The organism is Kitasatospora sp. NPDC093102 (assembly GCF_040683915.1).
Classification (GTDB): domain Bacteria; phylum Actinomycetota; class Actinomycetes; order Streptomycetales; family Streptomycetaceae; genus Kitasatospora.
The window spans coordinates 25,734-38,531 of the sequence record NZ_JBFBFA010000031.1 but is presented as its reverse complement, the minus strand read 5'-3'; the positions used below and the strand labels follow the sequence as shown (position 1 = coordinate 38,531).

The 12,798-nt window shown below is 75.3% G+C and carries 10 protein-coding genes; 7 read left to right on the top strand and 3 right to left on the bottom strand.

All coding sequences use genetic code 11. From position 1 onward, the window contains the following. Positions 1-33 precede the first annotated feature (33 nt). On the top strand, positions 34-627 hold the full coding sequence (locus AB0O11_RS28650) for a cysteine hydrolase family protein (protein WP_363392530.1): 594 nt from the start codon (positions 34-36) through the stop codon (positions 625-627). Here AB0O11_RS28650 and AB0O11_RS28645 read toward each other — a convergent pair. The 3 genes from AB0O11_RS28645 to AB0O11_RS28635 form a co-directional block, all read right to left on the bottom strand. After that, positions 617-1,138: a hypothetical protein gene (locus AB0O11_RS28645; protein ID WP_363392528.1), complete on the bottom strand. Its 522-nt coding sequence runs from the start codon at positions 1,136-1,138 to the stop codon at positions 617-619. The genes AB0O11_RS28650 and AB0O11_RS28645 overlap by 11 nt on opposite strands. A 294-nt stretch (positions 1,139-1,432) precedes the next feature. After that, complete coding sequence (locus AB0O11_RS28640) at positions 1,433-1,954, bottom strand: DinB family protein (RefSeq protein ID WP_363392526.1); 522 nt, start codon at positions 1,952-1,954, stop codon at positions 1,433-1,435. 40 nt (positions 1,955-1,994) lie between these two features. Beyond that, positions 1,995-2,570, bottom strand: coding sequence for a nucleosidase (locus AB0O11_RS28635; RefSeq protein ID WP_363392524.1), 576 nt, complete (start codon positions 2,568-2,570; stop codon positions 1,995-1,997). A gap of 337 nt (positions 2,571-2,907) precedes the next feature. Between AB0O11_RS28635 and AB0O11_RS28630 the strand changes: the two genes are divergently transcribed. The 6 genes from AB0O11_RS28630 to AB0O11_RS28605 all read left to right on the top strand — a co-directional run bounded on the left by AB0O11_RS28630 (position 2,908) and on the right by AB0O11_RS28605 (position 12,446). Next, positions 2,908-4,437 carry a hypothetical protein gene (locus AB0O11_RS28630; protein WP_363392522.1) on the top strand — a complete coding sequence of 510 codons (1,530 nt, stop codon included), beginning with the start codon at positions 2,908-2,910 and terminating at the stop codon, positions 4,435-4,437. A gap of 23 nt (positions 4,438-4,460) precedes the next feature. Beyond that, the gene (locus AB0O11_RS28625) at positions 4,461-5,414 is read left to right on the top strand and encodes a glutamate ABC transporter substrate-binding protein (RefSeq protein ID WP_363392520.1); all 954 of its coding nucleotides are present in this window, start codon (positions 4,461-4,463) and stop codon (positions 5,412-5,414) included. Positions 5,415-5,638: 224 nt separating this feature from the next. Next, positions 5,639-7,006 (top strand): hypothetical protein, encoded by a 1,368-nt coding sequence (locus AB0O11_RS28620; RefSeq protein ID WP_363392518.1) that lies wholly within the window; start codon positions 5,639-5,641, stop codon positions 7,004-7,006. A 5-nt stretch (positions 7,007-7,011) separates the two neighbouring features. Next, complete coding sequence (locus AB0O11_RS28615) at positions 7,012-9,696, top strand: tetratricopeptide repeat protein (RefSeq protein WP_363392516.1); 2,685 nt, start codon at positions 7,012-7,014, stop codon at positions 9,694-9,696. A 3-nt stretch (positions 9,697-9,699) separates the two neighbouring features. After that, entirely contained in the window at positions 9,700-10,980 is a 1,281-nt protein-coding gene (locus AB0O11_RS28610) for a PP2C family serine/threonine-protein phosphatase (protein WP_363392515.1), read from the top strand. A 110-nt stretch (positions 10,981-11,090) separates the two neighbouring features. Further along, a complete protein-coding gene (locus AB0O11_RS28605) occupies positions 11,091-12,446 on the top strand; it encodes a VWA domain-containing protein (protein ID WP_363392513.1) in 1,356 nt (451 codons plus the stop codon). Positions 12,447-12,798: the final 352 nt, after the last annotated feature.

The window sequence follows — 12,798 nt, the reverse complement described above, 5'->3', positions numbered from 1 at the left end:
GCCCCACCGGTGGCGCCGACCACCATGGACGGCATGACGAACACCGATGCCTTCGACGCCCCGCTCACCCTCGACCCCGACGCCGTCCTGCTGCTCATCGACGTCCAGAAGGGCTTCGAGGCCCCGGACTTCGGCCCCCGCGACAACCCGCAGGCCGAGCAGCGGATGGCCGAGCTGATCGCCGTCTGGCAGGCCACCGGCCGTCCGATCGTCACCGTGCAGCACTCCGCCCCGGTCGGCCCGCTGGCCGAGGGCACCCCGGGGTACGAGCTGAAGGACTTCGTCGCCGAGCTCACCCCCGCGCTGCACATCACCAAGAGCGTCAACAGCGCCTTCTACGGCACCCCCGACCTGCACGCCTGGCTCCAGGAGCGCGGCGCCCGGCAGGTGGTGGTCACCGGGATCATCACCAACGTGTGCAACGAGACCACCGCCCGGATGGCCGGCAACCTCGGCTACGACGCGATCTTCCCCACCGACGCCATGCACTCCTTCGACATGACCGGCCCCGACGGCACCACCGTCCCGGCCGCCGAACTCGCCCGCGCCACGGCGACGACCCTGCACGCGATGCGCTTCGCCAAGGTGGTGACGACCAAGGACGTCACCACCGCCGCTACGGTCTGAACAGCGGCTCGTAGGCGGTTCCCTCCTCGGCGTTGAGCAGCACGTACGAGGCCCCGAGGCCCAGCGCGAGCTCCCGCAGCCGCGCCAGGGCCTCGGCGGCGGAGGGGACGTCGAGCCCGAGCGCGGCGGCCGCCGCGTCCCGCTCGGCGTGGAGCCCGGGCTCGTCCTCCAGGTGCTCCTCGGCCGCCTCCGCGCTCTCCTCGACCGTCAGCCGGGGGCAGTCCCGCCACCACGGCACCGCCAGCAGCAGCCGGACCAGCTCGGGCACCCCGACGGCCAGCAGGGCCGCGCCGCCCTCGGAGTCGGCGTACAGCACCGGCCGCTCCTCGCCGCCCTCGCCGCAGAGGAAGAAGGTGCCGCCCGCGCCGTCCTTGGCCACCGGCTCCAGGGCCGCGCCCGAGGCGAGCACCACCTCCTCCCCGTGCTCGTAGACGTCGAGGGAGAAGTCGCCCGGCCAGGCCAGGAAGTCGGCGGCGGCGGGCTCGGCGCGGATCGCATCGAGGAGGGACATGGCGGCCACCTTACGGACCGCCACGGACAGTCCTCAGGCCGCGGGCGCTCCGCCGGGTACGTCTCCCGGGCCCGCGCCACGCCACCGGTGACCGGCACGGGGGTTCCTCGTCGTGATCGTCTCCGATTCGTCCCGGGAAGGGAGTTGATCTCCCCGCCGCGGCCGTTGTTGGGTGGCTCCTGCTGCGCCCGGGAGCGGGGACGGAACGGGGTGGGAGGGCCGCGGCGCTCCCACCCCGTTCCACGCCCTGTGCCCTCGGCGGCACCATCGGCACCATCGGCGCACTCGGCGCCGTCAGCGCCCGATCGCGCCGTCCAGCTGCTCGCGGATGATGTCCGCGTGCCCGGCGTGCCGCCCGGTCTCCTCGATCATGTGGACCAGCACCCACCGCAGCGACGGCCCCTCGGCGTCGTCCGGCCGCAGCGAGCGCACGCCCGGCCGGTCCAGGTCCGGGGCGGCCGCGGCCACCGCGTCGGACCGCTCGACCGCCTCCCGGTAGGCGGCGAGTTCCCCGGCCACGGTCGCACCGTCCAGCGGCACCTCGTCCGACTCGCCCGGCTCCTCGCCCGCGCCCCGGTAGGCCCAGGTGAACCAGTTGTCCTCGACCACGGCGAGGTGTCGCACCAGCCACAGCAGGCTCGTGCCGGAGGCGACGCCGGGGCGCCGGGCGTCCTCGTCGGAGATCCCGTCGAGCTTGGCGATCACCGCCGCGCGCAGGTAGTCGAGGAAGGCCAGCAGGGTGGTCGGTTCGTCCGCGTTCGTGCTCGGCGGACGGACGTCGGAGAGCTTGGCCGGCTCGGTGTTCCTCTCGGTCACCGCGTCACCCCGGCCAGCACCCCGACACCCTGATGGGGCGTCACCATCCCTGTGCGGCCACCCAGGCCGCGAGGTGCCGGGCGCACTCGTCCACCGACTCCTTCCAGGTGTGCCCCGCGCCGTCCCCGGCCTCGTCGCTGACGTGCTTGACCAGTCGCACCGGCACTCCGGCCCGGTGCGCGACCGTGGCGACGGCGTAGCCCTCCATGTCCACCAGGTCGGCGTGCTCGGCGAGCCGGTCGCGGGCGGCCTCCTCGGAGACGAAGAGGTCACCGGTGGCCAGCACCGGGCCGTCGCCCTTGCCGATCACCAGTGGGGCGCCGTACTCCCGCCCGGTGAGCGCGTGCAGGGTGGCGGTGTCGAGGTCGTGCTGGATCACCTGGACCACGTGGTGGGTGCCCTCCCAGCCCGGGCGCAGCGCGCCGGCCGTGCCCAGGTTGATCACCTCGGAGGGCTTCTCGCCCTGCGCGAGGACGGTGGCCAGCGCGACGGCGGCGTTGACCTTCCCGATCCCGGTGAGCAGCACGGGCAGGCGGTCGTCCAGGTGGGCGGCCTCCTCGCGCACGGCGACGACGAGCAGCGGGCGGTCGGGCGAGATCGTTCCAAGCAGACGCATACCTCCATCGTACGGAGCCAGGGGGCGCCGCACCCGGGATTGCGCGCCCGCAAGCGGACCCCCGCGCTCCGCCGGTCGGGGGAACCGCGTAGGGTGCGGCCCGCGTCGGACGGTTCGCCACCTCCCGGGAGGAGCTGCACGGGCTGCACGAGCGGTACGGGCCGCACCAACGGCACGGACAGCACCGGCCGCACCAGCAGCACGAGCCGTCCCGGGGAGCGTGCACGACATGCTCAAGATCGGCGCAAGTCGGGTGTGGCCGGGGGGAGTCGCGGCCATACTGCTGCCATCGGTCGGGCCCCGGGGACGGGCCCGGCCCCAGGGGAGGATGAGGCGGGTGGCAACACCAGTAGGCAACGGCGCGTCCGGCGCCGCGTTCCCGGCACGGCCGAACCAGCCGCCGGGGACGCCGGGCGCACCGGTCGCGACGGCCGTACCGGCGACGACGGCCGGGACGGGGAGCCCGGCCGTCCCCGGAGCGGCCCCGCTCACGAAGCCCGGCGGCACTCCCCCGGCGCCCAGACCCGGCGGGGCGCCCGCGAAGCGCCCCCCGACGGCCGTCGCCACCGGCGGGCGCGCCCGGCTCGCGCAGGCCACCCGCACGCCGCCCGGCCGGCTGCGGCTGGCCGGAGTGGTGCTCGCGGTGCTCACCGTGGCCTTCGGCGGGCTCACCGCCTGGCAGTTGGAGAGCAGGGCGCAGGCCGCCGACCGGGTGGTCTCGTACAGCCAGCCGCTCAGCCGGGACGCCGCCGAGATCCACCGCAACCTGGCCGACGCCGCCACCACCGCGGCGAGCGGCTTCCTGCTGGCCGACGCCGAGCCCGACGAGGTCCGCAGCCGCTACGAGCAGGACATCGCCACTGCCGCCAAGCTGATCGCCCAGGCCGCCGCCCGGACCACGGCGACCTCCCCCGCACAGGGCTCGCTCGCCCGGCTGAACCAGCAACTCCCGGCGTACGCCGGGCTGGTGGAGACCGCGCGGGCCGACAACCGACAGGGCATCCCGCTCGGCGGCGCCTACCTGCGGTACGCATCCGAGCAGATGCAGACCGTACTGCTGCCGGCCGCCGCCGAACTGGCCGCCGCCGAGAACCGGGAGCTGGCCGACGACTACGCCGCCGCCCAGGCGGTGCCGTGGGGGGCGTACGGCCTGGCGGTGGTCACCCTGGCCGCGCTGGCCTGGGTGCAGCTGACGCTGTTCCGCCGCACCAACCGGGTGTTCAACATCGGGCTGCTGGGCGCCACCGCCGCCGTCCTGGCCGGCGCCCTGTGGCTGACCGTCGCCGGGCTGACCACCCGTTCGGCGCTCGAACAGAGCGCCCGCGAGGGCGCGACCCCGCTGCGGGCGCTCAACTCCGCCCGGGTGGACGTGCTGACCGCCCGGCTGGCGGAGAACCTGCACTTCGTCGCCCGCGGCTCGACCACCCGGTACGCCGACCAGTGGACGAAGGCCACCGAGCACCTGGCCGGCACCGAGGACCGGTCCGGCGGCTCGCTGCCGGAGGCCGTCCGGCTGGCGCCGGCGGCCGCCGGGCCGAGTCTCCAGGACGCCTCGAAGCAGTTCGACCAGTGGCGCCGGCAGCACGACGCCGCCCGGGCGCTGGAGGTCAACAACGCCGACTACCAGGGCGCGCTGGAGGCCACCGTGACGGCCAAGGGCGGTGCGAACACCGCCGACGCCGCCTTCAACGCCACCGACAAGGCGCTCGCGCAGGCCGCCGACATCGAACAGAACGGTTTCAAGCGGGCCGCCGGGGGCACCGGCGGGGACCTGCGCACCGCCGCCGTCGCCGCCGCGCTGCTCGGCCTGGCGGCCGCGGCCGCCGCGCTGCGGGGCCTGGGCCGGCGACTGGCCGAGTACCGGTAACGGGCAGAGGGGGAGACCGACCGATGCGCACCAGAGGTTTCAGGAGAAGGACCAGGCCCGCCGCCGCGCTGGCCCTGCTGGCGTCCGGCGCGGCCGTGCTCGCCGGGGGCGGCCCGGTCGGCGCCGCACCGGCGGCCGCGACCGCCGCGCCCCTGGCCGTACAGCAGGAGCAGCAGGAGCAGGCCGACGGCTGCGACGTCAACAAGAGCGTGCCGCCGAGCACCGAGGACGGCCCCGCCGTGAAGGCCATCAAAGCCAGGCACAGCCTGGTGATCGGGGTGGACCAGAACAGCTACCGCTGGGGCGCCCGCAACCCGAACACCGGCCAGATCGAGGGCTTCGACATCGACCTCGCCCGGGCGATCGGCGCGGCCGTCATGGGCGACCCGGAGAAGGTGGTGCTCAAGCCGGTGGCCACGGCCGACCGGATCGACGCCATCAAGAAGGGCCGGGTCGACCTGATCGTCCGCACCATGACGATCAACTGCAAGCGGATGGAGGACGTCGCCTTCTCCAAGCCGTACTTCAACATCAGCCAGCGCGTCCTGGTGCCGAAGTCGTCGTCGGCGAAGAACCTCGACGACGCGGTCAAGGACAGGGCGGTCTGCGCCGCCGACGGTTCCACCGCGCTGAACGTGGTCAAGGAGATGAAGACCGCCCGGCAGGTCGTCACGGTGGAGAACCAGCTGGACTGCCTGGTCCTGATGCAGCTCGGCAAGGTCGACGCCACCATGACCGACAACGGCCTGGCGGCCGGTCAGGCCGCGCAGGACCAGACCGTGCGGATCGTGGACGGCGAGGCCCAGCCGGAGGTGGTCGGCGTCGCCATGCTGAAGGACAGCACCGACCTGACCGCCCGGGTCAACCAGGTGCTGGCCGATTACTACGCGCGCGGCGACTGGGCCCGTTCTTACGACCGCTGGCTCAAGCCGTACATGCTCAACGAGGCCGACCGCTACTGGCCGGGCACGCACTGAGCCGGTCCGGGGGGTGACGGGGAGGACGGCGCGGGAGGGGTAGCGCACGGGCCGTCAGCGGGGCGTTGACGGCGCCTTGACGCCCCGCGCCCGCTCGGCCCGAACGGCCACCGGTTAGGGTTCGGGACGATCACCACGGGGAGACCGGTGGTGGACACGGGGGTTGTCGTGGGACCGCACGTCAGGCACGTCGGGATCGCACGTGAGGAAGGAAGGACACCGCGGTGGCGGCATCGGCTGGCCCGGTACTGAGCCGGGAGGAGGTGGACCGCGCGCTCGCCCGCCTCGGCGCGGAGCGGGACGCGGTCGAGTCGGCGCTGCTCGCCCTCCAGGACCACCCGGGCCTGCGGCTGCTGGACGGCGCCGAGCTGTCCGGGCGCACCCTGGAGCGCTGGTCCGTCGCCGGCCGGGGCCTGCCGCTGCTCTGGGCGCTGTTCGACCGCTACTCCGAGGCGCTGGCCTCCGCGCGTGCCGTCCGGGCCCGCAAGGCCAAGCCCGGCGCGCCCGAACTCGCCGAGCTGAGCGAACTGCTGACCGGCGACGCGGTGACCGTCCCGGGCAGCGCGGTGCCGGACGGCCCGCAGCTGCTCGGCGCGCCCGCCAAGCTGGTCGAGCGGATCAGCCTGGACGCGCTGATGGCCCGGATGAACTCCTGGTACGCCACCGTGCTGGAGGTGGTCAGCGCCGCCGACGCGGTCTGGTCGGCCCTGCCGGCCCGGATCGACCTGCTGCTGGCCGAGCTCCAGCGGGTGCGCACCCTGGCCGCCTCGCTCGGCGTGCGCACCGGCAACCACCCGCTGGGCGACGACCTGACCGGGATCGAGAAGGACCTCACCGAGCTGCGTACCGAGGTGCGCGGGGACCCGCTGGCGCTGTGGCGCCCGGCCCGGGTGCCCGCCCAGCGCGGCACGGTCCCGGAGGGCTCGGCCTTCGCCGGCCCGGCCGGGGTGGTGGACACCGAGCGGTTCGACCGGGCCGGGCGGGCGCTGGACGGCGTCCGGCTGGAGCTGGAGGACCTGCTGCGGCTGCGCGACGAGGCCGAGGAACGCCTCCAGGGCGTCGGCGACCTGCTCCAGCGGGCCGACGCCACCCTCGCCGAGGCCCGCCGGGCGCGCGGCGAGGTGCTGGCGAAGATAGCGTCCAGCGACGTCCCGGCGGTGCCCGGACCGGCCTCGGCGCTGCGCGAGCGGATCGTCGCGGCGCTGGACCTGCGCCAGGCCGGGCAGTGGGGCCGGCTGGCGCCGCTGCTGGACGCGCTGGAGGACGCCGCCGCCAAGGAGCTGGGCCGGGCCCGGCAGTCGCTCACCGAGGTGACCCAGCCGCTGGCCGTCCGGGCCGAACTGCGCGGCCGGCTGGACGCCTACAAGGCGATGGCGGCCCGGCTGCGGGTCTCCGAGGACCCGGAAGTGATCGAGCGGTACGAGAAGGCGCGCTGGCTGCTGTGGAGCGCGCCCTGCGACCTGCGGGCGGCGGCCGCCGCGGTGGCCCGGTTCCAGCAGTCGCTGCGGCCGGCCCACACCGAGGCCGAGGCCGGGCAGGATCAGGAGGGGGTCGGCCGGCCACCGGTCGACGGACAGGTCCAGGGGGGCTGAGGGTGATGGGCGAGACGTGCGAACGGCCGGAGTGCTCCGGCAGCGGCAGGATCGACGCCGACGGCTACTGCGACGAGTGCGGGCTGGCCCCGGCGGGCAGGACCACCGCGACGCCCGCGGCCTCCGGGGCCTCCGCCCCCTCGGCCACGGCGGCCGGCCCCGGCTCGCCCTGCCCGCGCGACTGCTCCGGCACCATCGACCCGGACGGCTACTGCGACGAGTGCGGGCTGACCCCGCCCACCGGCGACACCGGCGTCACCCAGCCCTACGTCCCCTCCGCCCGGGTCTCCGCCGGCTCCGGCCACAACGGCTCCGACCACAACGGCTCCGGCCGAAGCGGCTCGGCCCGCTCGCTGTCGGCCCGCACCGGTTCGGCCCGTTCGATGTCCGGCCGCTCCCGCTCGCACCGCTCCACCCGCACCGGCAGCAGCCGCTCGCTCTCGGTCCGCTCCACCCGGGGCGGCGTCACCGCGGGCACCCGCAGCCGGCTGGGCGCCGGCCTGGTCACCGTGCCGACCGTCGAGGCGGCCGACCCGGCCCGGGCGGTGCTGGCCGACCCCGAGGTGCCCGAGCGCAAGCGCTTCTGCTCCAAGTGCGAGGCCCCGGTGGGCCGGGAGAAGAACGGCCGCCCGGGCCGCCCGGACGGCTTCTGCACCAAGTGCGGCACGCCGTACTCGTTCACGCCCAAGCTGCGCCGCGGCGACCTGGTCGGCGGGCAGTACGAGGTGGTGGGCTGCCTGGCGCACGGCGGGCTCGGCTGGATCTACCTGGCGGTGGACCGGCGGGTCAACGACAAGTGGGTGGTGCTCAAGGGCCTGCTGGACACCGGGGACGAGGACGCGCTCGCGGCGGCCGTCGCCGAGCGGCGCTTCCTGGCCGAGGTGGACCACCCGAACATCGTCCGGATCATCAACTTCGCCGAGCACCCGGACCTGCGCACCGGCGCCACCGACGGCTACATCGTGATGGAGTACGTCGGCGGGAAGTCGCTCAAGGACATCGCCAACGAGCGCCGCACCCCGGACGGCCGGCGCGAGCCGCTGCCGGTCGAGCAGGCGATCGCGTACGCGCTGGAGGCGCTGCCGGCCCTGGGCTACCTGCACGGCCGGGGCCTGGTGTACTGCGACTTCAAGATCGACAACGTGATACAGAGCGGCGACGCGCTCAAGGTCATAGACATGGGCGCGGTCCGTCGGCTCGACGACGACGGCCCGATCTACGGCACCATCGGCTACCAGGCCCCGGAGATCGCCACCGACGGCCCCTCCGTCGTCTCCGACCTGTACACCGTGGCCCGCACCCTCGCAGTGCTCACCTTCGACTTCCAGGGCTACAGCGGCACCTACCGCCACTCGCTGCCCGGCCCCGAGCAGGTCGAGGCCTTCGCCAGGTACGAGTCGTACTACCGCTTCCTGGTCCGCGCCACCGACCCGGACCCGGCCCGCCGCTTCGCCTCCGCCGAGGAGATGGCCGACCAGCTCACCGGCGTGCTGCGCGAGGTCCTCGCCCTCCAGGACGACCGGCCCCGGCCCGCACCGTCCACCCTGTTCGGCCCCGAACTGCGCGTCGTGGACACCGAGTTGGTGCTGCCCACCGAGCAGGCCGGGCTGCTCCGGGTGGCCCCCCTGGACGCGGCCGCCGCCGCCCTCGCGCTGCCTGTCCCGCGGGTCGACCCCGGCGACCCCAACGCCGGCTTCCTGGCCGTCCTGGTCACCCCCGACCCCGAGGAGACGCTCGCCGCACTGGCCGCCGCGCCCGCCGTCTCGGTCGAGAGCCGGCTGCGCGAGCTGCGCGCCCTGCTCGAACTCGGCCGCCACGGGGACGCCGCGAGCCGCCTCGCCGAGCTGGAGCAGGACCATCCGGACGACTGGCGGGTGGTCTGGTACCGCGGCCTGACCGCGCTGGTCGGCGCGCCCCGGGCCGAAGGGCCCGCCGGTGCCGGAAGCGTGGGCCCCTCCGGCCCGGGGGCGGGCGAGGAGGGCGAGCGGGCAAGCGCCGAAGGAGCGCCGGAGCGACGACCGTCGGCACCGGGTCAGGAGCCCCCGGAGGCGGGCGGGCGAGCCACGTCCGGCCTGCGGGCCGCCGCGGAGGCCTTCGACGCGGTCTACGACGCGTTCCCCGGCGAGGCCGCCCCCAAGCTGGCCCTCGCCATCTGCGCCGAACTGCTCGGCGACGGCGGCGACGCGGCCGAGTTCTACCGGCTGGTGTGGGCCACCGACCACGCCTACCTGAGCGCCGCCTTCGGGCTGGCCCGGGTCCGGCTGGCCGAGGAGGACCGGACCGGCGCGGTCCGCGTCCTGGAGACCGTCCCGGCCGCCTCCAGCCACTACACCGCCGCCCGGATCGCCGCCGTCCGGGCCCGGCTGCGCGAGCGCCGGCCCACCGACGACCTGGCCGCCGACCTCGGCGCGAGCTCCGCGCAGCTGACCGCGCTGCGGCTGGACGCCCGCCGCCGCGAGGAACTCGCCGTCGAGGTGCTCGACGCGGCCCTCGGCTGGGTCGGCGCCGAGGCGGCCGCCGGCCGGCGGGCCACCGATCTGGTGGTACTGGGACGTCCCGCACAGGAGCGGGAACTGCGCTTCGCCCTGGAACAGTCCTACCGGGTACTCGCCCGGTTGGCCGACCGGGCGGAGACCAGGATCGAGATGGTGGAACGGGCCAACCGTGCCCGTCCCAGGACGTGGGTGTAGCAGATGCCGCAGCAGACCGAGTGCCCGAGCTGTTCGGAGCCGATGGACCCGGAGGACGCCTACTGCGGCTCCTGCGGGACCGGCCGGGACGGCCGGGCGGCCCCCGGCGCGATGCCGGCGAGCTGGGCCGCCGCGCACGGCGAGGCCGTACCGTCGCCGCGCGGGCCGGTCTGCGTGCACTGCGGGCAGCCGCAGGTCGCCGCGGACGGCTACTGCGAGGGCTGCGGCGGCGCCCAGCCGCGCCCGCGCGACCACATGGAGAAGGCGCTCGGGGGCGTCGCCGGGGTCAGCGACCGCGGCGTGCGCCACCACCGCAACGAGGACTCCTTCACCGTCGCCGCGACCTCGCTGCCCGGCGGCGAGCCGGTCGTGGTCGCCGTGGTGTGCGACGGCGTCTCCTCCTCCGACCGCCCGGACGAGGCCTCCGAGACCGCCGTGGACGCCGCCTCCGAGTCGCTGCTGACCGCCCTGGAGGCCGGCCGGGACCCGAACCAGGCGATGCGCCAGGCCATCGCCGACGCCGCCAAGGCCGTCGCCGACCTCGCCGGCCCCACCCGGCCCGACCTCAACGCGCCCGCCTGCACCTACGTCAGCGCGATAGCCGCTGGCGGCCGGGTCACCATCGGGTGGGTCGGCGACACCCGGGCGTACTGGATCCCGGACGACCGCGCGGCCGCCGAGCCGTTCCGGCTCACCCAGGACGACTCCTGGGCCGCCCGGATGGTCGAGGCCGGGCTGATGGGCGAGGCCGAGGCCTACGCCGACCCGCGCGCGCACGCGATCACCGGCTGGCTCGGCGCCGACGCCGAGGAGGTCCTGCCGCACACCCTCGACTTCACCCCGCACGTCCCCGGGGTGGTGCTGATCTGCACCGACGGGCTGTGGAACTACGCCGAGGCGGCCACCGACCTGGCGTACTACGTGCGCCCGGACGCCCGCACCGAGCCGCTCGCCACGGCGCAGACCCTGGTGAAGTTCGCGGTCGCGGCCGGCGGCCACGACAACATCACCGTCGCCGTGCTGCCGATCGACCCGCCGGCCGCCGTCGAGGAGGCCGACCAGACCCCGACCGCGCTGGACCTGCCGCTGGTCACTGCGCGGCCCGCCGGCCGATCGGCCGCGCAGGAGGACGAGGACCACGAACCGACCCTGCCGGACATCCCGGTGATCGGCTCGCCCGCAGCCCCGCTGCCTCCGGCCCCGCCCGCGCGCCCGGAGGTCCCGCCGGCGCCGTCCGTCCCGTCCACCGTCCCGCCGCAGCCGCCGCACCCGCCGACGGCCTGACCGACCGCCCGCCGGACGCCCCGGCGCCACGGCCCGCCGGCCCGCCCGGCGGGCCCCGCCCGACCGTCCCGAGCACGTCCACCCCTCACCCGACGGGAGCCGACCGCCCCATGGCAACACTGGCGAAGCCGAACCTGCCCAGGTTCAACGTGGAGATCTTCCAGAACGAGTACCTGGCCGACGGCGCCCGCGAGGTCAACGCCATCGTCACCGTCACCGCGACCGGCGGCGGCACCTCCGGCGGCCGGCCGCTCGGCTTCGCCGACGCCACTCCGGCGGGCACCGACAGCGCGTCGGCCGTGGTCATCCTGGTGGACTGCTCGGGCTCGATGGACTACCCCAAGACCAAGATCAACGGCGCCCGCGAGGCCACCGCCGCCGCCATCGACGCGCTGCGCGACGGCACCGCCTTCGCCGTGGTCGCCGGCACCCACGAGGCCCGCGACATCTACCCCGGCGACGGCACCCTCGCCACCGCATCCGCCACCACCCGCGAGCAGGCCAAGGAGTCGCTGCGCCGGCTCACCGCGGCCGGCGGCACCGCGATGGGCACCTGGCTGACCAAGGCCGACACGCTCTTCCTCACCCGCCGCGACATCGCCATCCGGCACGCCATCCTGCTCACCGACGGGAACAACGAGCACGAGTCGGCCGAGGAACTGGCCCGCAACATCGAGCGGGTGACCGGCCACTTCACCGCCGACTGCCGCGGTGTGGGCACCGACTGGCGGATCGACGAGCTGCGCAGGATCTCCTCGGCGCTGCTCGGCACCACCGACATCGTCGCCGAACCCTCCGGCCTGGCCCAGGACTTCCGCGCGATGATGGCCGGCGCGATGGGCAAGCAGGTCGCCGACGTCGCCCTGCGGATCTGGACCCCGGCCAACGCCACGGTCAGGTTCGTCAAGCAGGTCGCCCCCACGGTCGAGGACCTGACCTCCCGCCGCACCGAGGCCGGCCCCCGGGCCGGCGACTACCCCACCGGTTCCTGGGGCGACGAGAGCCGCGACTACCACGTCTGCGTCGAGGTGCCGGCCGCCTCGGTCGGCAACGAGATGCTCGCCGCCCGGGTCAGCCTGGTGCTGCCCGAGAAGGTCGCCGGCGGCACCTCGGAGGTGCTCACCCAGGGCCTGGTCAAGGCGGTCTGGACCGACGACCTGGCCTCCTCCACCCGGATCAGCCCGCAGGTCGCCCACTACACCGGGCAGGCCGAGCTCGCCTCCTCCATCCAGGAGGGCCTGGAGGCCCACCGGGCCGGGGACGTCGACCGCGCGACCTCCAAGCTGGGCGCCGCCGTCCGGATCGCACACGCGACCGGGAACGAGGGCACCTACAAGCTGCTCCAGAAGGTGGTGGACGTGGTGGACCCGAAGGAGGGTACGGTTCGGTTCCGTAAGAACGTGAGCGAGGCCGACTCGATGACCCTTGAGACCCGGTCGACCAAGACGGTACGTGTGAAGAAGTGACCGCTGAAGACGTGACCGGGCCGGCACCCCGGCGCGACACCGCACCGAGCCGGCCCGAAACGAGGGGGACCTGATGCCGATCTGCCCGAGGGGCCACGAGTCGCAGGCCGAGGACTGGTGCGACTTCTGCGGCTTCCCGATGACTCCGCCGGCCCCCACACCCGGGGCGCACGGAGGCTACCCGGGGGCGCACGCAGCCAACCCCGCGCCCGGCACGCACGCCGGGCACCCGGGGCACGGCGCGCCCTTCGGTGCGCCGCCGCCTCCGCCGCCGATGTCCCCGGGGGCCGTCCCGCCGCCCGGGGCACCCCTGCCGCCCCCCGGCATGGTGCCCCCGCCTCCGGGCACGGTG

Coding starts and splice junctions, on each gene's coding strand:
- AB0O11_RS28650 (WP_363392530.1), top strand. CDS start 34: ATGACGAACACCGATGCCTTCGACGCCCCGCTCACCCTCGACCCCGAC.
- AB0O11_RS28645 (WP_363392528.1), bottom strand. CDS start 1,138: ATGTCCCTCCTCGATGCGATCCGCGCCGAGCCCGCCGCCGCCGACTTC.
- AB0O11_RS28635 (WP_363392524.1), bottom strand. CDS start 2,570: ATGCGTCTGCTTGGAACGATCTCGCCCGACCGCCCGCTGCTCGTCGTC.
- AB0O11_RS28625 (WP_363392520.1), top strand. CDS start 4,461: ATGCGCACCAGAGGTTTCAGGAGAAGGACCAGGCCCGCCGCCGCGCTG.
- AB0O11_RS28615 (WP_363392516.1), top strand. CDS start 7,012: ATGGGCGAGACGTGCGAACGGCCGGAGTGCTCCGGCAGCGGCAGGATC.
- AB0O11_RS28610 (WP_363392515.1), top strand. CDS start 9,700: ATGCCGCAGCAGACCGAGTGCCCGAGCTGTTCGGAGCCGATGGACCCG.
- AB0O11_RS28605 (WP_363392513.1), top strand. CDS start 11,091: ATGGCAACACTGGCGAAGCCGAACCTGCCCAGGTTCAACGTGGAGATC.